Annotated in this window: 15 protein-coding genes and 1 pseudogene; 4 read left to right on the top strand and 12 right to left on the bottom strand. The window is 69.9% G+C overall.

The genetic code is table 11. The features are described from left to right. Positions 1-176: 176 nt before the first annotated feature. Positions 177-2,660, bottom strand: a complete 2,484-nt coding sequence (gene pepN, locus ABT360_RS06170) for an aminopeptidase N (RefSeq protein WP_351811410.1) — start codon at positions 2,658-2,660, stop codon at positions 177-179. A 667-nt stretch (positions 2,661-3,327) separates the two neighbouring features. Here pepN and ABT360_RS06165 point away from each other — a divergent pair. From ABT360_RS06165 to ABT360_RS06155, 3 genes and pseudogenes are all read left to right on the top strand, one after another. Further along, positions 3,328-3,513, top strand: a complete 186-nt coding sequence (locus ABT360_RS06165) for a hypothetical protein (protein ID WP_351811406.1) — start codon at positions 3,328-3,330, stop codon at positions 3,511-3,513. A gap of 18 nt (positions 3,514-3,531) precedes the next feature. Continuing rightward, positions 3,532-3,939, top strand: a pseudogene (locus ABT360_RS06160) (DUF6183 family protein); the annotation flags it as partial. 47 nt (positions 3,940-3,986) lie between these two features. After that, on the top strand, positions 3,987-4,760 hold the full coding sequence (locus ABT360_RS06155) for an AfsR/SARP family transcriptional regulator (protein ID WP_351811401.1): 774 nt from the start codon (positions 3,987-3,989) through the stop codon (positions 4,758-4,760). Positions 4,761-4,767: 7 nt separating this feature from the next. On the opposite strand, the gene ABT360_RS06150 is transcribed toward ABT360_RS06155, so the two are convergent. From ABT360_RS06150 to ABT360_RS06100, 10 genes are all read right to left on the bottom strand, one after another. Beyond that, on the bottom strand, positions 4,768-5,193 hold the full coding sequence (locus ABT360_RS06150) for a S26 family signal peptidase (protein ID WP_351811398.1): 426 nt from the start codon (positions 5,191-5,193) through the stop codon (positions 4,768-4,770). Positions 5,194-5,196: 3 nt separating this feature from the next. After that, positions 5,197-7,044: an ABC transporter ATP-binding protein gene (locus tag ABT360_RS06145; protein ID WP_351811471.1), complete on the bottom strand. Its 1,848-nt coding sequence runs from the start codon at positions 7,042-7,044 to the stop codon at positions 5,197-5,199. 45 nt (positions 7,045-7,089) lie between these two features. Beyond that, positions 7,090-7,656, bottom strand: coding sequence for a TlpA family protein disulfide reductase (locus tag ABT360_RS06140; RefSeq protein ID WP_351811395.1), 567 nt, complete (start codon positions 7,654-7,656; stop codon positions 7,090-7,092). Positions 7,657-7,673: 17 nt separating this feature from the next. Continuing rightward, entirely contained in the window at positions 7,674-8,195 is a 522-nt protein-coding gene (locus ABT360_RS06135) for a MauE/DoxX family redox-associated membrane protein (protein ID WP_351811393.1), read from the bottom strand. Positions 8,196-8,576: 381 nt separating this feature from the next. After that, on the bottom strand, positions 8,577-11,795 hold the full coding sequence (locus ABT360_RS06130; RefSeq protein WP_444852185.1) for an AfsR/SARP family transcriptional regulator: 3,219 nt from the start codon (positions 11,793-11,795) through the stop codon (positions 8,577-8,579). Between the two features lie 78 nt (positions 11,796-11,873). Continuing rightward, positions 11,874-13,094: a hypothetical protein gene (locus ABT360_RS06120; RefSeq protein ID WP_351811390.1), complete on the bottom strand. Its 1,221-nt coding sequence runs from the start codon at positions 13,092-13,094 to the stop codon at positions 11,874-11,876. Between the two features lie 53 nt (positions 13,095-13,147). Next, positions 13,148-14,206 (bottom strand): HesA/MoeB/ThiF family protein, encoded by a 1,059-nt coding sequence (locus tag ABT360_RS06115; protein WP_351811388.1) that lies wholly within the window; start codon positions 14,204-14,206, stop codon positions 13,148-13,150. A 101-nt stretch (positions 14,207-14,307) separates the two neighbouring features. Beyond that, positions 14,308-14,517 (bottom strand): hypothetical protein, encoded by a 210-nt coding sequence (locus tag ABT360_RS06110; RefSeq protein WP_351811385.1) that lies wholly within the window; start codon positions 14,515-14,517, stop codon positions 14,308-14,310. 502 nt (positions 14,518-15,019) lie between these two features. Beyond that, positions 15,020-15,343 (bottom strand): chorismate mutase, encoded by a 324-nt coding sequence (locus ABT360_RS06105; RefSeq protein ID WP_351811382.1) that lies wholly within the window; start codon positions 15,341-15,343, stop codon positions 15,020-15,022. An 11-nt stretch (positions 15,344-15,354) separates the two neighbouring features. Next, positions 15,355-16,242 carry a helix-turn-helix domain-containing protein gene (locus ABT360_RS06100; RefSeq protein WP_351811379.1) on the bottom strand — a complete coding sequence of 296 codons (888 nt, stop codon included), beginning with the start codon at positions 16,240-16,242 and terminating at the stop codon, positions 15,355-15,357. Between the two features lie 129 nt (positions 16,243-16,371). Here ABT360_RS06100 and ABT360_RS06095 point away from each other — a divergent pair, with 129 nt between their 5' ends. Then, on the top strand, positions 16,372-18,159 hold the full coding sequence (locus ABT360_RS06095; protein ID WP_351811465.1) for a glycoside hydrolase family 35 protein: 1,788 nt from the start codon (positions 16,372-16,374) through the stop codon (positions 18,157-18,159). Here the strand turns inward: ABT360_RS06095 and ABT360_RS06090 are convergent. After that, positions 18,156-18,926: a S1 family peptidase gene (locus ABT360_RS06090; protein WP_351811376.1), complete on the bottom strand. Its 771-nt coding sequence runs from the start codon at positions 18,924-18,926 to the stop codon at positions 18,156-18,158. The two genes, ABT360_RS06095 and ABT360_RS06090, sit on opposite strands and share 4 nt — an antisense overlap. Positions 18,927-19,124: the final 198 nt, after the last annotated feature.

Here is a 19,124-nt window from a genome sequence, read left to right as displayed (position 1 = left end):
GGGGGGGGGGGGGGGGGGGGGGGGGGGGGGGGGGGGGGGGGGGGGGGGGGGGGGCCGGGGGGGGGGGGGGGGGGGGGGGGGGGGGGGGGGGCCGGGCCCCTGTGGGGGCGGGCGCGGTCCCCGCCCCCGCCCCCGCCCCCGCCGAGAGCCGGTTGTCGGCGGGGGCGGGGCGACGGTCAGGACTTGCGGACGCGGAGCGCCCGGCGCAGGTCGTCGATCTGGTCGGTGAGTTTGCGGCGGAGGGCCGGAAGGATGTTGTCGGACGACACGTGCTGTTCGGCCAGGCGGAGGTGGGCGGCGTCGACGGCGTGGGCGGGGAAGGCGAAGCGGCCGGCCGCGTCGGCGATGGCGGGGCCCCGGCGGTCGGCGAGGGCGGTGGCGTCGGGGTAGAAGCGGGGGACGTACTCCCGTACCAGATCGGCCTGTTCGGGCTGCCAGAAGCCTTGGGCGGTGGCGGTGAACAGGTAGTTGGAGAGGGTGTCGGAGGTGAACATACGGTCCCAGGCGGCCGCTTTCGCCTCGGCGGTGGGCAGGGCGGCGCGGCAGCGGGCGGCGCCTTCCTGGCCGGTGGCGCTGGGGTCGCGGTCGAGTTCGGCGGCGATGGCGGCCTCGTCGGTGGCGCCGAGGACGGCGAGCCGGGCCAGGATGCGCCAGCGCAGCTCGGGGTCGAGTTCGGGTCCGCCGGGGACGCTGCCGTCCTCCAGCCAGCCCTGGAGGGTGCCGGGCCGGTTGGCGGCGTCGATGTAGTGGCGTACGGCGGTGAGGCGCAGGCCCGGGTCGCTGCCGTCCTCGGTGCGGCGGATGAGGTCGCGGGTGAGGTCGGTGAGGAGGGCGAGGGCGGCGGGCCGGTCCTCGGCGGTGACGTACCGGTCGGCGATGTGGGCGGAGGCGAAGCCGAGGACGCCCTGGACGATCGCGAGGTCGCTCTCCTCCGGGAGGTGGGCGCGCGCGGTCTCCAGGTAGGTGACGGGTTCGAGTTCGCCGTCGCGGACCATGTCGCGCAGGCAGTTCCACACGACGGCCCGGGCCAGGGGGCGGGGGATGCCGGAGAGGGTGCGCAGGGCGCGTTCCTCGGAATGGTCGTCGAAGCGGATCTTGGCGTAGGTGAGGTCGCCGTCGTTGAGGACGACCAGTGCCGGCCGGGGGCCGGGGATGTTCGCCGGGGTGTCCTGCGGGACGTCGATCTCCAGGCGGTCGCGGAGGACGAGGCGCCTGCCGTCGGCGAGGTCGTGGTCGTAGAGGCCGACGTTGATGCGGTGGGGCCGGCTGCCGGTGCGGGTGACGGTGAGGGTGCCGGTGGCCCGGTCGTACGCCGGGGTGAGGGTGTCGACGCCGGTGGTGCGCAGCCATGTTTCGGCCCAGCCGTGGACGTCCCGGTCGGTCGCGGAGGCGAGGTTGTCGATGAAGTCGGCGAGGGTGGCGTTGGCGAACTTGTGGCGGGCGAAGTGGGTGTTGATGCCGGCGAGGAAGTCCTTCTCCCCCATCCAGGCGACGAGCTGGCGGAGGGCGGAGGCGCCCTTGGCGTAGGAGATGCCGTCGAAGTTGAGCAGCGCGGAGGCGGTGTCGGGGACGGCGCCGGGGGCGGGGGCGACGGGGTGGGTGGAGGGGCGCTGGTCGGCGTCGTATCCCCAGGACTTGCGGGCGACGCCGAAGTCGACCCAGGTGTCGGGGTAGCGGCTGGTGGCCTCGTTGATGATCTGGTAGCCCATGTACTCGGCGAAGGACTCGTTGAGCCAGATGTCGTCCCACCACTTGAGGGTGACGAGGTCGCCGAACCACATGTGGGCCATCTCGTGGGCGATGACCATGGCGCGGGTCTGGCGTTCGGTGATGGTGACGGCGGAGCGGTAGACGAACTCGTCGCGGAAGGTGACGAGGCCGGGGTTCTCCATGGCGCCCGAGTTGAACTCGGGGACGAAGGCCTGGTCGTAGGAGTCGAAGGGGTAAGGCTCGTCGAACTTCTCGTGGTAGCGGTCGAAGCACTGCCGGGTGACGTCGAGGATCTCGTCGGCGTCGGCGTCGAGGTGGGGGGCGAGGGAGCGGCGGCAGTGGATGCCGAAGGGCAGTCCGGCGTGTTGGGTGCGGATGGAGTGCCAGGGGCCGGCGGCGACGGCGACGAGGTAGGTGGAGATGAGCGGGGTGGGGGCGGCCTGCCAGCGGCCGTCGCCCTGGTGGGTGGTGACGCCGTTGGCGAGGACGGTCCAGCCGTGGGGGGCGGTGACGGCGACCTCGAAGACGGCCTTGAGGTCGGGCTGGTCGAAGGCGGCGAAGACGCGCTGGACGTCCTCCATGAACAGCTGGGTGTAGGCGTAGGTCTCGCCGTCGGTGGGGTCGGTGAAACGGTGCATGCCCTCACCGGTGCGGGAGTACCGCATGGTGGCGTCGACGCGGAGGGTGTGCTCGCCCTCGGTGAGGGTGAGCGGGAGCCGGTTGTCGCTGAGCGTTTCGGGGTCGAGGGGCTGCCCGTCGAGGGTGACGGAGCGCAGCGTGGCCGGCTTGAGCTCGACGAAGGTGTTCCCGGCGGTGCGGGCGGTGAAGTGGACGAGGGTGGTGGAGTCGAAGGTCTCTTCGCCGGTCGTCAGGTCGAGGTCGACCGTGTACCGGTGGACGTCGAGGAGCTGGGCTCGGGTCTGCGCTTCGTCGCGCGTCAGTACGGGCATGGGGCCATGCTGCCCGATGGGGCGGGGCCGGGGCACGGGGGTTCATCTCAGGGCTGATCCGGTGGCGGGGCGTACCCTCCTGGCCATGGAAGGGGATCACCGGGGTGGGCGGGCGGGATCCGGTGCGGCTGCGGAGCGTCGTCGCGGAGCTGTGCGCCGGTGGGACGCGGGAGGACGCCGAGTGCGCCGCGCGGTTCGCGGAGCGGGTGGAGGGCGTGGAGGGGCCCGGTGGTGGGCGGGCGCTGGTGCGGTGGATCGCCTGGCGGCTGATGCAGCGGCCCAGCAGGGTGGCGCTCGAGCCGCTGTTCGCCACGTTGCCGGGGCGGCTGGACCGTGCGGCGGAGTTCCGTGCGCGTCTGTTGCAGGAGATGGCGTTGTGGTTCGGACTGGACGGCGGTCCGTACGCGGCGTACCGGGAGCGGCTGGCGGAGCTGGGGCATCCGCTGGCGTGGCTGCCGCTCGCCTCGCTGAATTTCGAGCGGCGGCTGCGTGGCGGGGGGTGGTCGCCGGGCAGCATGCTCGGCTCGCTGAGCCCGGCGCAGCTGCGGGCCCGGTACCCGGAGGTGCCGCCGACGGCTGCGGAGGCCGCTGCCGGGCGTGGGGCCCGGGAGGTGCGGGAGGCGGCGCGGGGGCGGCGGCGCCGTTCGGGGACGAGGGGGCTTGGGACGTGCGGTTCTACGAGCTGCCGCGGCCGCTGGATCCGGTCGGCTGGAACGCGGCGCTGCTCGCCGAGCTGCCGGCGTCGTGCCTGGCGTGGACGTCCACGCGGGAGATGGCTGCGGTGCACACGACGGCGGACGACGTGTTGTGCGATCTGTTCGTGGCCGCGTTCGCGGGGTGGTGTGTGGGGTGAGCCGGGTATGGGGCGTACGGCAGGCTGCTGGCGTGGCGCGGGTTGTACGCGCTGGTGGGGCTGGGCGGGGAGGTGTCACCGTACGACGCGGTGCGGCTGGCGGCCGAGCACCGCTGGTTGCGGTTCGCGTGGGAGCGCGGCGGCGGGAACGACTGGTTCGTCGGTGACCTGACGGACATCGCGTTCGCGGTGCTCGATCCGGGGCGGAGGCGGATCGCGGTGCTGGCCCACACGGAGGCGGACTGGGCCCAGGCCTCGTCGGATCGCCCGGGCTGGACCGGGTGCGGTCGGGAGGTGGCCCGACCGCGTACACGGGGGGTGGCGGACCCGGGGCGCTCTCCGGTACTGCTCGTCCAGCGCTCCCCACGCCGCAACGTGAGGTCCGCTCATGCGCGATTCATGCGCGGTCCATGCGGCTCCCTGTGAGCATCTGAGCCCTGGCGCCAAGATCGTCCACTAGAAAGGGACATGACATGCGCATTCAGCTTCTGGGCTCGATAGGAATTTCGATGCGATCCAGCACAGCCAGCCCGCTTCGCTCCGAGCGCACCGCACATCTTCTGGCGCTGCTCGCATGGCAGCCCAATGCCTTCGTCCCGGATCGCTATGCGGTCGAACACATCTGGGAGGACAACGAGCCGGAGCGCCCCCGTGCCGCTCTCTACACCTGCGCGAGCCGGCTCCGCCAGTCACTGGCCGACCCCGGAGTTACGGGCGCGAGCTGCGTACTCTCCCGGCAACGTGGCGGTTACGTCCTGAGGATCGACCCCGTCTGCGTCGACCTGCACCTGTTCCGCACGCTGACGCAGTCCGCCCGGGTGGCGCTCCAGGCCGGGCACCACCTGGTGGCGCTGGAGCGGTTCGACCAAGCCCTCGCGCTCGAGAGAGGGGCCCCAATTCCCGAGCTGCGTTCCAGCTGGTCCGACCGTGCTCGTTACTCCGTGGTGCAGGAAATCCTGGCGGCCCGCATCGAGCACGCTCGGCTCGCGCTGGCCCTGGGCCGCCACACGGAAGTGGTACCCGTCTTCTTCCGGCTTGCCGATGAACATCCTCTGGACGAGGCCATCGCTGAGATCCTGATCAGGGCCCTCTACCTCAGCGGCCGCCAGTGGGACGCCATCGCCCGGTTCGGGATCCTTCGCAAGCATCTGGTCGAGCACCTGGGGCAGGAACCCGCGTCCTCCCTGAGCCGATTGCACGAGCTCGTCCTGCGGCGCGATCCCTCCCTGGAAACACAGGTGGCTTGAGTTCCCCTCAGATCCGGCAGCAGACCGTGCCGAGGAGCTGCCGGGTCGAGAAGAGCCCCAGGTGCCGCGAGTCCATGCTCCGGGCCCGGTTGTCGCCGAGAAGGTAGAGCATTCCGGTGGGAACCGTAGCGGCAGCAGCCCCACCCCGCGCGGCCGGAAGTGGTAGGGGGTCACCGGCGATGGCGTCCACCCTCTTGATGAGCCAGCGGTCCGTGCTGGTCTCGGACCACGGCCCCGGCGGTGGTTCGATCACGACGACCTTGCCGCGGCCCGGGCGCTGTGTCCGCCACACCAGCAGTCGGTCTCCGGGCGAGTACGTCGGTGCCATGCTCACCCCGTTGACCGTGACCAGGACCAGCCGGCGGGTGAGCAGGCCGAACGTCGTCGTCGCAGTCACGGTGATCACTGCGATCCACATCAGTGTCGTCGCCATGACTCACCCGCCCGCGAGTTCCGGTTGTGCAGGATCCACGGCATAACCGGACGCCTGGAGGGAGAAGAGTCTCGCGTACTCGCCCTTGTCCGCCATGAGCGTCCGGTGGTCGCCTTCCTCCATGATCCGGCCGTCCGACAGGACGACGATCCTGTCCGCGTCCCGTACGGAGCCGAGCCGGTGGGAGATCAGCAAGCTGGTCCGGTCGGCGCGGTGACGTTTGAGCGAGGAGTGGATCTCGTGCTCCGCCTCCGCGTCCAGGCCGGAGGACGGCTCGTCCAGGATCATGAAGTCGCGGTCGCCTCGTACGAAGCCGCGTGCCAAGGCGATCCGCTGTCCCTGGCCGCCCGACAGCATGACACCGGTTTCGGGATTGTCCGCCTCCGCCGCCGAGAAGAAGAATCTCGTCAGCAGCGTCTCGTAGCCGTGTGGAAGGTCCGACACCGTCCTGTCGACACCGGCCAGCCGCGCCGCCCTCTCGATTCTCTGCTGGTCGTCCATGGCGGAGAGCTCGCCCAGACCGATGTTCTCCCTGACCGTCAGGTCGTACTGCATATAGTCCTGGAAAACAGCGGCCATGCGTTGCCTCAGGGCCGTGGGGTCTACCTCTCGGATATCCACGCCGTCCCAGCGGACGGATCCGCGGGTGGGGTCGTAGAAGCGGCACAGCAGTTTCACGAGCGTGGACTTACCGGACCCGTTCAAGCCGACCACCGCCAGGGATTCCCCCTGCCGGATCTTCAGGTTGACGCCGCGCAGGATCCACGGGTGTGAGTCGGAGTAGCGGAACCAGACGTCCCGCAGCTCGATGGAGTCTCGCAGCCGGGGCAGCGTCCGCGGGTTCTTCGACACCGCCAACTCGGGCCCAGCACCGCTGATCTCCATGTAGTGCCGGTAGAGCGTCAGCGCCTGGTGCATACCCCCGACTTCGGCGGCCAGTTGGGTCAGCGCCATCTGCACCCCGGCCGCAGCAGCCACGAAGATGGAGATGTCGCCCACCGACAACTCGCCTCGTTGCGCTTGCACAATGGCCCATACCAGGCCGATTCCCACGGCGACCGCCGCCGTGCCGACCAGGCAGGTCTGTACCAGCAGTTGCCGTCGGTCCATGCTCCGCTTCGCATGGTCGGCGGCGGACCGCTCGCGTTGCATGCGACTCAGCAGGAAGCCACCCGTTCCGAAAAGCCGCACCTCCTTCGCGGCCTCCGCGCTCGAAAGTAGCTGATGGTAGAAGTGCTCGCGTCGCTCCGTCGGACTGACGGCCCACAGCATGGCCCCTCTGCGCCGGGACAACAGCACTTCCGCGGCGACCACCGGGATGGCGAAGAGGAGTACGCACACGCCCATCACGGGACCGAGGAACATGAGCGAGCCCAGGAAACCGACCACCGTGATGACCGCTCGGCAGGTGCCGACCATGCTGGTGACAGCGCGCTTGGGGCCCTCGGAACCCGACCGCTGGGCGAGCCGCAACCGGTCGAGGAAGGCAGGGTCTTCGAAGGGGCCCATGCCCACGAATCGGTTGATCGATGAGAAGAGCTCCTTCTGCGCCAGCCTGCCGACCCGGCGGTCGAACTCGGTCCGCACGTACTGCTCGGCGTGCGGCAGCGCGGCCTGTAGCACTCCCAGTACGGCCAGGGGGACCGCCAAGGGCAGGACGTGCGACTGAGCCTCGCCGAGCGTCAACCGGTCGAGCAGGCTCTTCATCAACCAGCCGGCTGCCACCGGGAGCGCGCCACTCACCGCGGCGAGGCCGCCGGCCAGGAGGATGAGCACGCGTGAACAGCGCCATGCCAGTGACATGGCCGAAGACGCCTGCCGCGCGAGAGAGCCGAGCTCATGGAATTTCATCGTTGACACGACTCCACCTCCTTGAACAAAAGCAGGACGTTTTCGTCAGACTCCGGCGCCCAATCGCAGGCCGGACTCGGCCAGCCGCGCGGAGCTGTAACCGGAATGAAGGACCCGCCCGTCACCCGAGACGACCAGGTAGGTCGGCCAGACAGCGACCCCCAGATCTTGTGTGAACTGCTCCAAAGCCGCGTCCGCGTGGACGATGTGACTGACCTCGTCCAGCTCACTTCGGTAGAGGGCGACTCCCGAGGCGTCACCCGTGATGACGGAGAAGACCCGGTCGCGGTTCATGCCCAGCGTCTTCAGGTATTTGCGGTAGCCCGGCAGCTGTTCCTTGCAGCCACTGCATCCGACGGACTGGAAGGTGAGGATCCAGGGTTCCCCATCGCCGGAGGGGAAGGACACCGCATCACCGTGGACATCAGTCATGACGCCCATCTCCGGAAGGGTTGTGCCAGCCGGCACCACGTCGGGGCGGCCACGAGAGGAGAAGCGTCCCTCTTCCACCAGAGGGTCAACGAGCTTCTTCACCCGCCGGGCGACCGCCCAGGACAGGGCACAACTCGCCGACGCGAGTATTAGCGCGACGATGGAAATCAAAGTGCTCATCAATTGGCCTTTCCGCTTCACACGGAGCGAAAGAAGGAAACCGCTTGGTCAAGGTTCAGCAGGGAGGCACCGATCAGCAGGCCGGGGAGTGCGAAAATCGCATAGTCCAGCAAGGTCGCGTCGACTGGCTGGTCCGCAACGAACCACAGCCCCACCGCGACAGACATCATGAGCACGTTGCGGACAACGTGCACCAGAGATGTCGGCTCGCCCGCCCCCCCGGCGCACCCGCACGGTGCGCCACGATGCGCCGTGATAAGCCACAGCAAGTACAGCGTGAAGCAGCTCAGGAGAATCAGTGCCGGGACGAGCGCCCATCTTCCGTCCCGGCTCAGTGGAATCAGCGCACCCGAGCCGATTTCGGCCGCGATGACAGCAGCGGCGGTTGGTCCGCTGATTCTCCCGGCACCGGGAACAGTGGCCATGACGTGGCCACGAAAGGAAGGGAAGTCCCGAATTTTCGAGATCGACGACAGAGCGAACACAGTCACCAGAACTATGTGCCCGAACGCCGTCAGGCTGCCCGGGAGAGTGCTCACCACGCATCCTCATTTTCCGTTCGGGGAGGCCGGCGCCCGCAGTGCCGTGACGCCGGCCTTGTCACCGATTCGTCAGCCGTTGCAGTAGTGCACACACTGGGGCGTGTAGCAGCAGCGGACGCACCCAGCACCGTTGGGCACGCCGGGAATGCCCACCGTCCCGCAGTTCATGTAGCAGTCCGGAGCACAGCCCGCGGAAGCCTGAGTCGCGGGAAGTACGTGCTCGGCCAGCCTGCCCAGCAGGCCACGAATAGCCTTCGTCATGGAGAAATCCCTTCAGATATCCGGTGCGTGCCGCACCGCTGTTACCTACCGAAGGATTCTCAGCCTCCTACCTGTCCCGGATCTTTCACGGTCCACTCACCAAGCTGCCTGCGAGGGTCAGTCCCCCTCGACGGCCCCGATGAGCGAGAAGAGGGTGTCCGCCCGCTCGCGCTCCGCCTGTGCGGCTTCCATGTCACCCATCGCCGAGTGACACCGCTCCAGCACCCTCATGGCACGCGCCTGTACCAGCCGCTGGCCCGAAGCAGCCGCGACACGGCATGCCTCCCGTGCGCGGACGGCCGCCGTGCCGTTCCTCCCCAGATCAAGGAGGACGAGCGCCTCCGTACGCAGCACTCGGGGAAGGGTGAGGGGAGCCCCCTCCGCAGCGATCCGCGCAGCTCGCGCGAGGAGGGCCAAGGCCTCCTTCGGCCGACCCCTCAGACGGTCCGCCGTCGCCTGTGCCAGAAGGACCTCCGCCAGGCTGACACTGGTCCCGATCTCCTCCGCGACGACGCGGGCGACGGCGAGGTGCTCCACCGCTTCCTCAACACGGTGAAGCTTCATCCTCGCCGTGGCCAGCCCCACCAGGCACGCCACTTGGCAGTTGCGGTTCTCGACGCGCTCCGCGATTTCCATGGCGTGCTCGAAAGCCGCGACGGCTTCCTCATACCGGGTCGCGTCGAGGTGCACGAGGCCGGCGGTCTCCAGCGTGACCGCCTTCGCATAGCTCGAACCGGTCTGCTCAGAGACCTCCAAAGACTCGTCGAGGGCGGTCATGGCTTCGGCCAGACGGCCCTGCTTCTGTCGGACGAGCCCGAGGTTGACGAGGCCAAGGGCATGGAGATGCAGGTTTCTTCCGCGTGTGAGAGGGAGAGCGCCCGCCAGAGCGTCGTCGGCCTGAGCCAGGTCACCCAGGACGAGGTGGGCGGACGCCATGTTGCTGAGAATGGACCCCTCCCCCCACGAGTACCCGGTCTCCCGGTAGAGGGACAACGCACTGTGGTAGTGCGAGAGCGCCAGCGCGGGGTTGCCCAACTGCTTCACCGCGGTGCCCATGGCATGCAGCGCCCGGGCCTCCCCCTGCGGCCAGACTGCGCGACGGGCAAGGCGGCACGCGCTCTCGTACTGGGAGAGTGCGGCCTTGAGATCGGCAACTCTCCACAGCGCGTAGCCGAGGGACAGGTGCATGGCCGCCTGGCCCATCGGATCGTCGTCCTGCTGTGCGGCGGAGAGGGCCAGCTGGGCCAGACGCATCCAGTCGGACATCGGCCGGCGGTGGTGCAGGAAGTCCTGCATCGCATCGACGAGGTACCAGGCGTAACGGCGAGGCCCGTGCTCTGCCACATGGCCGATCGCCGACGCGATGTCCCCCCATTCGGCATCGAACCATGCGAAGGCGTCCTCCGGCCCGGTGAAGGACAGCGGGGCCGAGCCGGCCAGGGGGGCGCCGAGGGGAAGCTGGAGCACATACAGCCCGGCAGCCCGTGCGGCGTTCACCATGCCGTGCAGGTAGTGGTCGAGGAGTCGCCGGCCGGCAGCGTCCCGTTCCGCTGGGGTGTCCTCCTGTATCAGGCGCTGCTGGGCGTACTCGTGCACCAGGTCATGCCAGGTGTAGCGTCCCGCACCGGCTGTCGCCACCAGGTGCACACGCGCCACTGTCCGCATGGCGTCGTCGACCTCGGCCTCCCCCAGCCCGGCGGCAGCGGCAGCGGCGCTCGCGGAACGCCCCGTGCCGGGGAGCAGGCCCAGGAGGCGGAAGACACGCCTACCGATCGCGGGCAGTGTGTCGTACGACAGGTCCAGCGCTGTACGTACGGCAAGACGCTCGTCGCCGTCCACATGGAGCCGGGCGAGCCGGCCACGCTCGACCAGGTCGTGTACGTAGCGGCTGATGCTTCCCGGGCTGTCGTCGCAGATCCACGACGCGGCGACGCACAGGGCCAGCGGAAGGTGGCCGCACAGATGCGCGAGCTGGGCCGCCGCTTCGGGCTCGGCCGAGACACGCTCGGCGCCCGCGGCGTTGCCGATGAGCTCGATGGAGTCGGTCGCGTCCAGCACGTCGCAGGTAACGCTTCGTGCTCCGTCCAGCGTCACCAGCCCGCTCAAGCGGCTCCGGCTGGTCACCACGGTCAGCGAGCGCGTGGTACCGGGCAGAAGCCGGCGGACCTGGGAGCGGTCGGCCACGTCGTCGAGGACGACCAGCACGGCGCGGTCGGCGAGCAGGGTGCGGTACAGGGCGACTTGGGCGTCGAGGGTGACCGGGATGTCGCCCGGCTCCCGTCCCAGACCCTGGAGGAGCAGCGGCAGGGCCTCCTCCGGTGTCATCGGCTCGCCCGTGTCGAAGCCGCGCATGTCGAGAACCAGCTGGCCATCGGGAAAGTGGTGTGCCACCTGGTGCGCCCAGTGCAGCGCGAGCGTCGTCTTGCCCGCGCCGGCGGGGCCGACGATCAGCATCAGGCGCCCGCCCTCGCGCCGCCATGCTTCGAGGCGCCGCAGATGCGTTCTTCTTCCTACGAAATGGGGTGTCACCGGCGGGAGTTGCCGGGGGGCAGGTGCTTCCTCCGCGAGCGCGTTCAGTTGCTTGGGCTGTCTCTTCCGGCCTTTACCGACCAGCAACTGCCGCTGCAGTTCACCGATCTCGGCGGAGGGTTCCACTCCCAGTTCGCCGACGAGTCGTCGCCGCAGGCGCGCGTACACCTCCAGCGCTTCAGCGGTGCGGCCTTCTTCGTGCAGTGCCCGCATGAGCAGCTCGTGCGGCCGTTCCCGCAACGGGTACTCCTGCGTCAGCCGTGCCAGTTCGGCGATGGCCGGCCCATGGCTGCCCAGTTCCATGTGCGCTTCCACACAGCCTTCCAGGGCAGCGGTTCGTAGCTCGACGAAGCGCCTTCCCTCCGCCAAGGCGGGGAGATCGGGAAAGGGCTCGCCACGCCACAGCGACAGCGCGCGTTCGTGATGGTGGAGAGCCTCGGTCCAGTTGCCACGCGAGGCGGCCTCGGAACCGAGATTCAGCGCATCCTCGAACTCGAACAGATCGAGCTGTGCGCGTTCGGCGCGCATCAGATAGCCGGGACTCCGGGTCAGCACGACATCAGGGCCTGCGGGCCCCAACGCGCGGCGTATCTCCGCGACGAGCGAGCGAACGCGGGCTTCCCCCGCCGCGGGAGGGCGTTCGTGCCACAGCCGCCGTACGAGCCCTTCGATGGGGACGACGCGGTTCGCGTTGAGCAGCAGGACGGTGCAGAGGGCGCGCTGCCGTCCGCTGAGGGGGACGATGTCGCCGTCCCTCTCGATTTCCAAGGGGCCCAGCAGCCGGAAGCGAAGGCGTGAAAGTGTCACCCACCGACCGTAACCCGGTCGCTGAGCTGAGGTGATGGCCGTTCAGGCGCGACGGTCGGTGTCGGGTTCGGTACGCCGTTACGCCAAGGGCTCTGCTCTCCTCTCGCTCACCGGTGGGTCGTTGGGCGCGGCCGGACGGGTGCTCCGGCGGATCCGGAGGGCCGTTCCTCCGTGCCGTCGCCACCACAGGCGCGCCCATAGGATCTGCACACCGCAGAGCACCAGGATCGTCGCCAGCGCATCGAGTCGCACCAGTACGCCCTGTTCGGTCGCCAGCGCGGTCACCGCCCGGGTCAGCAAGGGCCACGTGACGTAGCGGAAGAGCAACGCCCCCATGGCGAGGCATCCCAGTGTTCCCGACACCATCACCGCCGTGAAGGTGCGCAGCGCACGCCGCTCCGCCCGGGACCGTTCTGCGAGCGGGTTCGCTGAGGGCCTTCTCAGCAGGCATGCCCCGAGGTGACGCAGATACGCCGTCGAGTCTCCGTACAAATTGCGGCAGCCGCTCAGGTCCTGCACGACGAAGTAGACATCTGTACGCATGAAGACAAGGCACTGGACGGCCGCCGAGGTGACAAGGGTGAGCACGACGATCGAGAGGAGTGGACTCTCAGCGCCGGCCGCGATCGCCATCAGGCAGATACTCGCTATGGCTCCGTCCAGCACCAGCCCGGACAGATACACCGTGAGCCGGTCGCGTCGGGGCCTGAGCCATATGCCCGATACCTCCGTCTGTGCCACAAGGAACTGCAGCCGGGTGCCCAAGCTGAGCCGACCCGCCACGCCCGCCGCGCGAGCAGTCAGCAGATGCGCCATCTCATGGACGAGGATCAATATCCAGGCCACCACGGAATGCAGGAGGAGCGTGAAGGTGCCGTACGGGCTCCACAACAGGTCTCCCCACGAGGGGACAGCCTCCGGGTGCGCCAGCGCGACGACCGGCCCCATCAGAGCCACGGCCATGACGAGGCAGTGCAATGCCGGGCTCATCATCCATCGAACATGGCGTGGCCGCACGGCGGGAAGCGTCATCCTCACAGGCTGCGCCTCGAAGGAGCGGTCACCAATGGCCGTGACCAGCCCGGCGCGGGCGAGTCCTTCGGCGAATGCCTGAACGTCGAGGTCCTGGCCGGTCCTCTCCCGCAGACACGTGCGGGCTTCTTCCGTCGAGCATCCGGCGGTGAGGAGGCGAAGCGCCTCCATTCCCGCCTGGGGAACGGCCACCACCTGGCCCGTGTCCTGGCGGCCGACGATCCATTCGTCACCGTCCGGCCGGACTTCGAGCGCCGGGAAGGTCACCCGGGCCGCCCTCCCGCGATCCCCGGCATTCCGAGGTTCCGCGATGCCCGCCGTCACGGGTTGCACCGGTCGCAGTCCTGACGGGCAGGGTGCCGTACGTAGACGTGGTGGTCGGGGGCGATCATGTTCACTCCGCGCACGTATCCGAGTGGTGTCCTGTTGATCCCCGTGATCAGCGCTACCACCTCGTAGGCGATCAGCTGCCCTGACAGTCCGGCCAGTGGGGCGATGACGCCGACCCCTCCCATGCGGGGATTCGACCCGGGCTTGAGTTTCCTTTCCTCGCCGGCAGCGACACACTCGAAACAGGGTCCGCCGGGCCCGTACACGCCCACGGCCACCAGCGGGCCGTTGTAGCCGGCGTACGCCCAGGGAATTCCGAGTGCGGCACACACCCGGTTCGTCATTTTCACGATGACATCGTTGCGTGGTTCGTCCGCGCACAGGACGAAGACATCGAAACCGGTCACCAGGGCGGCGAGGTCGGCCTCTGTGTCAACCCTGCGTCGTTCATGAGTGAAAGATCCCGAAGAATTCACCGCGCCCAGCCGCTCGGCGGCGACCTCGGCCTTCGGCTTGCCGATGTCCCCTTCCGCGTAGAGGACCTGACGCGTGAGGTTCGACTCCTCCACCACGTCGGGGTCCACACAGTGCAGAGAGCCGACACCGGAGGCGGCCAGCGCCCAGGCGGCGTGACTTCCGGTTCCGCCCAGCCCCAGCACCAGCACGCGCGCCTGCCGCAGCTTGCGCTGTGCCTCCCAGGGATCGCTACCGGGGCGCAGGTCCACCCGCCTGAAGTAGGCGTGGTTCCGGCTGTAGCGCTCACGATCGGAAGGTCCGAAGTCGGCGGGTGCGGGGGCGGCGGCATCCTCGACGTACCCTGAGCCCAGGAGGCCCGCCACCACGTGGCGCGCTCCCGAAGCGCCGAGCCCCGGGTGCCGGGAGACAAGTCGCTCCTCGATGAGGGCGGACGGGGTGTTCCCGTCCATCAGGACGAGCGCGTCCCACACCCACCCATGCGGATCCGATATCTCGGCAGCGGTTCCGTATATCGCTCCGCCGATGCGGATCGTTCCGTCATCGAATCGCTGCGGCTCGTGCTCCGTTTTCACTCGCGGCAACTTCACGGTCAGAGACCCTCCCCACGACGGTGCCGCGGTGATGGCGGAGGAATACATCCCCCGCCATCACCGGACATCCCTGGAACGGAAAACTAGCCACACATGCACTTGTTCTCGATTGTCTCGATCTTGTCCAGCATTCGGATCTCTATCGTGCCCGGAGCCTCGTCTTCGGTGGCCCTGCTCTCGAGGTTGATTTCGTAGCCCGCCATCTGGTCCATGGTTTTCCTCTCATCGGTGTACGAGGACGGAGCGCGGCACGGCCGGTCGCTCAGCCGCAGTCTGCGGGGCACGTCTTTCACGGGTCTTCCCGTGGCCTGTCACCGCGTCTCGCCCGGGGGTCGTCAAGCGCGGCCGCTCGGCTGTGGCGCGTATGGTCCGGCCGCCGTGCTGCTCGATGCCGAGCCGGTCCTGGAGGGTGTCGCTGACCCGGGACGGTCGTCGGCCACATGCGGCTCGGTGTCGATCAGAGCGTCAGGCGCTGCGGTTCGTCGGTCTTCGGGCCGGCGGCCAGGGCACAGCTGACCGGCAGGCCGGCCGGGGTGCACACCGGGTGCGGCTTCAGACCCGAGGAGAAGCGTGAGTGGAGCGGCAGTGGCCATAGTCTGCCCATCCGGCCAGGTCGGACCGGGCCCGGCGCGGCGTGGGCGATCGGTCGGGGCGGCAGGCCACTCCACCCTGAGGTCTTCAAGCGGTCGTCAATGTGGACGTACAGCGCGGTCAAAGGTGTCCAACTCGGTCGCCACCGCCCGGTGTCGGACACCCTCCCTCCGTCTGAGCGCCCCGTATGGGGAACTGCTCCTCTTAGTCTTCGGTGGGGGTTGCGCCGCCGGCGATCGTCTCGTGGTGGCGGATCACCTCGGCGATGATGAAGTTCAGGAGCTTCTCCGCGAACGCCGGGTCGAGGTTGGCGCTCTCGGCGAGCTGTCGCAGCCGGGCGATCTGGCGGGCCTCGCGGGCCGGATCGGCCGGGGGCAGGTGGTGGCGGGCCTTGAGGTGGCCGACCTGCTGGGTGCACTTGAAGCGCTCGGCCAGCATGTGGACGACCGCCGCGTCGATGTTGTCGATGCTTTCGCGCAGCCGGTTCAGCTCGGCGCGTACGGTGTCGTCGGTGTCGCTGGTGCTCATGGTGAGCGAGCTTAGACGTGTCCCGTGATGATCGTCGGGGGGTGTTCGGCATCCGGGACCCGGGTGCTCCAGCCCCCCGGTACGGTGCGGCCCTGCTGCTCGCGGAAGCGGACCGGGGCGGTGCCCACGCGGCGGGTGAACAGGCGGGAGAAGTAGGCGGGGTCGTCGTAGCCGACGCGGCGCGCGATGGCGGCGACGGGCAGCTCGGTGCCGGCGAGGAGCTCCTTGGCGCGGCCCAGCCGGATACCGAGCAGGTAGTCCTTGGGGCTGCAGCCCGCGCCGCGGCGTACCGCGGTGCGCAGCTCGGCGGGGGTCATGCCGTGCCGGGCGGCGTGTTCGGCGACCGACAGGGGCTGGAAGGCGTCGCGGGCGAGGGCCTCCAGGACGAGGTCGCCGTCGGCGTTGGTGTCGGCGCGGGCGCGGCGCAGGGTGACGAGCAGTTCGTGGACGGCGGCGGAGGTCTCGACTTCGAGGAGCGGGTTGCCGCGCCGGGCGGCTCGTGCGATGCGGCCGATGGCGGAGCGGGCGGGGCCGGCGTCGGCGAGGGGGACGACGGGGCGGTCGGGTTCGATGTAGCCGAGCTCGGTGTACGTGGCGGTGACCGGTCCGGTGAAGTCGACGAAGCCCTCGTCCCAGCCGGTGGCGGGGTCGGGCGCGTAGTGGTGCGGCACGCCGGGGGTGAGCCAGAGCAGGGCGGGTGCGGTGATGGTGGTGCGCCGCCCGTCGGGGTGCCGGTACCAGCCGCCGCCCGCGTTGATCACGACGGCGACGTGGTGGTCGAGGGTGCGGGGGCCGACGGTGGGCAGGGTGCCGTGCTGGAGTCCGACGCCCAGGCAGACGAGGCCGAGCCGCTGGTGCAGGGGGCTGGGCGTGAAGAAGCGCATCCAGGTGTGGTACATCCCTCGGCCTCCCCGGTGAATCGTTTCCGCGCTCGTGCGTCCAAACAGCGCTGATCTTTGTCCATGGACCCGCCGACCGCCAGAGGGCGACAGTTGGTCGCAGTACGTGACCAGGAGATGGGTGGGTTCGTGGGCGAGTTCACGGTGGGTGATCAGGATTTTCTGCTGGACGGCAGGCCGGTGCGGCTGCTGTCGGGGGCGTTGCACTACTTCCGGGTGCACGAGGAGCAGTGGGACCACCGGCTGGCGATGCTGCGCGCGATGGGCCTGAACTGTGTGGAGACGTACGTCCCGTGGAATCTGCACGAGCCGGAGGCGGGCCGATACCGGGACGTGGCGGCGCTGGGGCGGTTCCTGGACGCGGTGCACGCGGCCGGGTTGTGGGCGATCGTGCGGCCGGGTCCGTACATCTGTGCCGAGTGGGAGAACGGGGGGCTGCCGCACTGGCTGACGGGGCGGGTGGGGCGTCGGGTGCGGACGGAGGACGCCGCGTACCTGGTGCATGTGAACCGGTGGTTCCGCACGCTGTTGCCGCAGGTGGTGGAGCGGCAGGTGGACCGCGGCGGTCCGGTGATCATGGTGCAGGCGGAGAACGAGTACGGGAGTTACGGCTCGGACGCGGGCTATCTGCGGCACATCGCGGACCTGCTGGCGGCGTGCGGGGTGAGCGTGCCGCTGTTCACGTCGGACGGGCCCGAGGACCACATGCTGACGGGCGGGTCGATTCCGGGTGTGCTGGCCACGGTGAACTTCGGGTCGGGGGCGCGGGCGGCGTTCGAGGTGTTGCGGCGGCACCAGCCCCGGGGGCCGCTGATGTGCATGGAGTTCTGGTGCGGCTGGTTCGATCACTGGGGCGACGCGCATGCGGTGCGGGACGCCGGGGACGCGGCGGCGGCGCTGGCGGAGGTCCTGGAGTGCGGGGCGTCGGTGAACGTCTACATGGCGCACGGGGGGACGAACTTCGGTGGGTGGGCGGGTGCGAACCGGGCCGGTGCGCTGCATGACGGTCCGCTGGAGGCAACGGTGACGTCGTACGACTACGACGCCCCGATCGACGAGGCGGGCCTGCCGACGGCGAAGTTCTGGGCGTTCCGGGCGGTGCTGGAGAGGTACGCGGAGGGCCCGCTGCCGCCGGTTCCCGCGCCGCCCGCGCGGCTGGCCGCGCCCGTGGCCGTCCCGCTCGTGGAGTGGGCGCCCCTGGACGGTGTACTGGAGGCGCTGGGGGACGAGGAGTGGGACGGGCCGGTGCCGCCGTCCTTCGAGGAGCTGGGGGTGGACCGGGGCGTGGTCCGCTACCGGCTGGAGGTTCCGGGGCCGCGGCAGCCGTATCCGCTGTCGGTGACGGGGCTCAGGGACCGGGCGGTGGTGTACGTGGACGGGGTCCGGGTGGGGGTGCTCGACTCCGAGGACGCGGTGCTGGCGGCGCCGGTCGCGGGCCCCGCGGTCGTGGAGCTGTGGGTCGAGTCCCTGGGCCGGGTGAACTACGGGCCGCGGCTCGCGGAGGGCAAGGGCGTCACGGGCGGGGTGCTGCACGAGCGGCAGTACGTGCACGGGGTGCGGGCGCGGGGGCTGCGGGTGGACGCGTTCGCGGCGGACGGGGTGGCGAAGGTGCCGTTCACGCCGGTGGCGCGGGAGGGTGCGCCGGGGCTGTACCGGGGGGTGGGGGTGGTGGCCGGTGCGGGGGACGCGGCGCTGGAACTGCCGGGCTGGACGCGGGGGTTCGTGTGGGTGAACGGGTTCTGCCTGGGGCGGTACTGGGGGGTGGGGCCGCAGCAGTCACTGTTCGTCCCGGGGCCGGTGCTGCGGGAGGGGGTGAACGAGGCGTGGGTGCTGGAGCTGGAGGGCGCCGGGAGGTCCGTACGCCTGGCACAGCGGGAAGGGGCAGGCCCCGCCGGGCCTGCCCCACCGTGGTGCTAGAGGGTCGCCGCCGCGGACTTGATGGCGGAGGCGAAGGTGGACACCTCGGTGTAGACGCCGGGGTAGTCGGGCCGTGCGCAGCCCTGGCCCCAGCTGACGATGCCGACCTGGATCCACGCGCCGGCGTTGTCACGGCGGAACATCGGGCCGCCGGAGTCGCCCTGGCAGGTGTCGACGCCGCCCTGGGCGTAGCCGGCGCAGATCTCCTCGGCGGGGACGAGGTCGGAGCCGTACGACTGCTGGCAGCTGGCGTCGGAGACGAACGGCACGGTGGCCTTGCGCATGTAGCGCTGCTGGCCGCCGCCTTCACGGGTGGCTCCCCAGCCGGCGACGGTGAAGGTGCCGCTGTTGTACGCGGTGTTCGTCGCGATGTTCAGGGTGGGCAGGTTGATCGGCTGGGCGAGCTTGATCAGGGCCCAGTCCTTGCCCTTGCCGTTGTAGCCGGGAGCCTGGAGGACCTTGGTGGAGCGGACCTTGATGGCGCTGGAGCTCTGCAGGTCCACGACACCGGCGGTGGCGGTGATGCTGGTGTTGTTGCCGGAGCCGCTGACGCAGTGGGCGGCGGTCAGCACGATCTGCTGGGTGAGCAGGGAGCCGCCGCAGCCCATGGAGAGCCGGACCATCCACGGGAACTCGCCCTGCGCGGCCTGGGTGCCCCCGACGACCGGCTGGGGGGCCGCGGAGGCGGTGGTGGGCTGGAGGCTGACCGCGGCGAGGGCCACGGCGCCGGCCGCCGCACATCTCTTGAGGGTACGAAGGAGATTCAATTGTCTGCCTTTCGTGGGGGGTTGGGCCGTGCGCACACGACGGGGCCCATGCCGTGAGGCAGCTCTATGACATGGTCCCGTCAAGGCATGTCCCGGATTATCCGGAGGTGATCAGCGGGACCACAAGGCCACGTTTTCGGCCATTTCCCCGGAGCCACCGAGGCCCTCGCCCGGCTGCCCCGGCAGCCCCCGTCCGGC

Origin of the sequence: Streptomyces sp. NPDC000229 (genome assembly GCF_040300825.1) — a bacterium.
Taxonomy (GTDB): Bacteria; Actinomycetota; Actinomycetes; order Streptomycetales; family Streptomycetaceae; genus Streptomyces.
Note: the sequence above shows the minus strand (reverse complement) of the source record. Positions and strands in the feature narration are given on the sequence as shown.

Coding starts and splice junctions, on each gene's coding strand:
- ABT360_RS06105 (WP_351811382.1), bottom strand. CDS start 15,343: ATGAGCACCAGCGACACCGACGACACCGTACGCGCCGAGCTGAACCGG.
- ABT360_RS06155 (WP_351811401.1), top strand. CDS start 3,987: ATGCGCATTCAGCTTCTGGGCTCGATAGGAATTTCGATGCGATCCAGC.
- ABT360_RS06140 (WP_351811395.1), bottom strand. CDS start 7,656: ATGAGCACTTTGATTTCCATCGTCGCGCTAATACTCGCGTCGGCGAGT.
- ABT360_RS06145 (WP_351811471.1), bottom strand. CDS start 7,044: ATGAAATTCCATGAGCTCGGCTCTCTCGCGCGGCAGGCGTCTTCGGCC.
- ABT360_RS06100 (WP_351811379.1), bottom strand. CDS start 16,242: ATGTACCACACCTGGATGCGCTTCTTCACGCCCAGCCCCCTGCACCAG.
- ABT360_RS06150 (WP_351811398.1), bottom strand. CDS start 5,193: ATGGCGACGACACTGATGTGGATCGCAGTGATCACCGTGACTGCGACG.
- pepN (WP_351811410.1), bottom strand. CDS start 2,660: ATGCCCGTACTGACGCGCGACGAAGCGCAGACCCGAGCCCAGCTCCTC.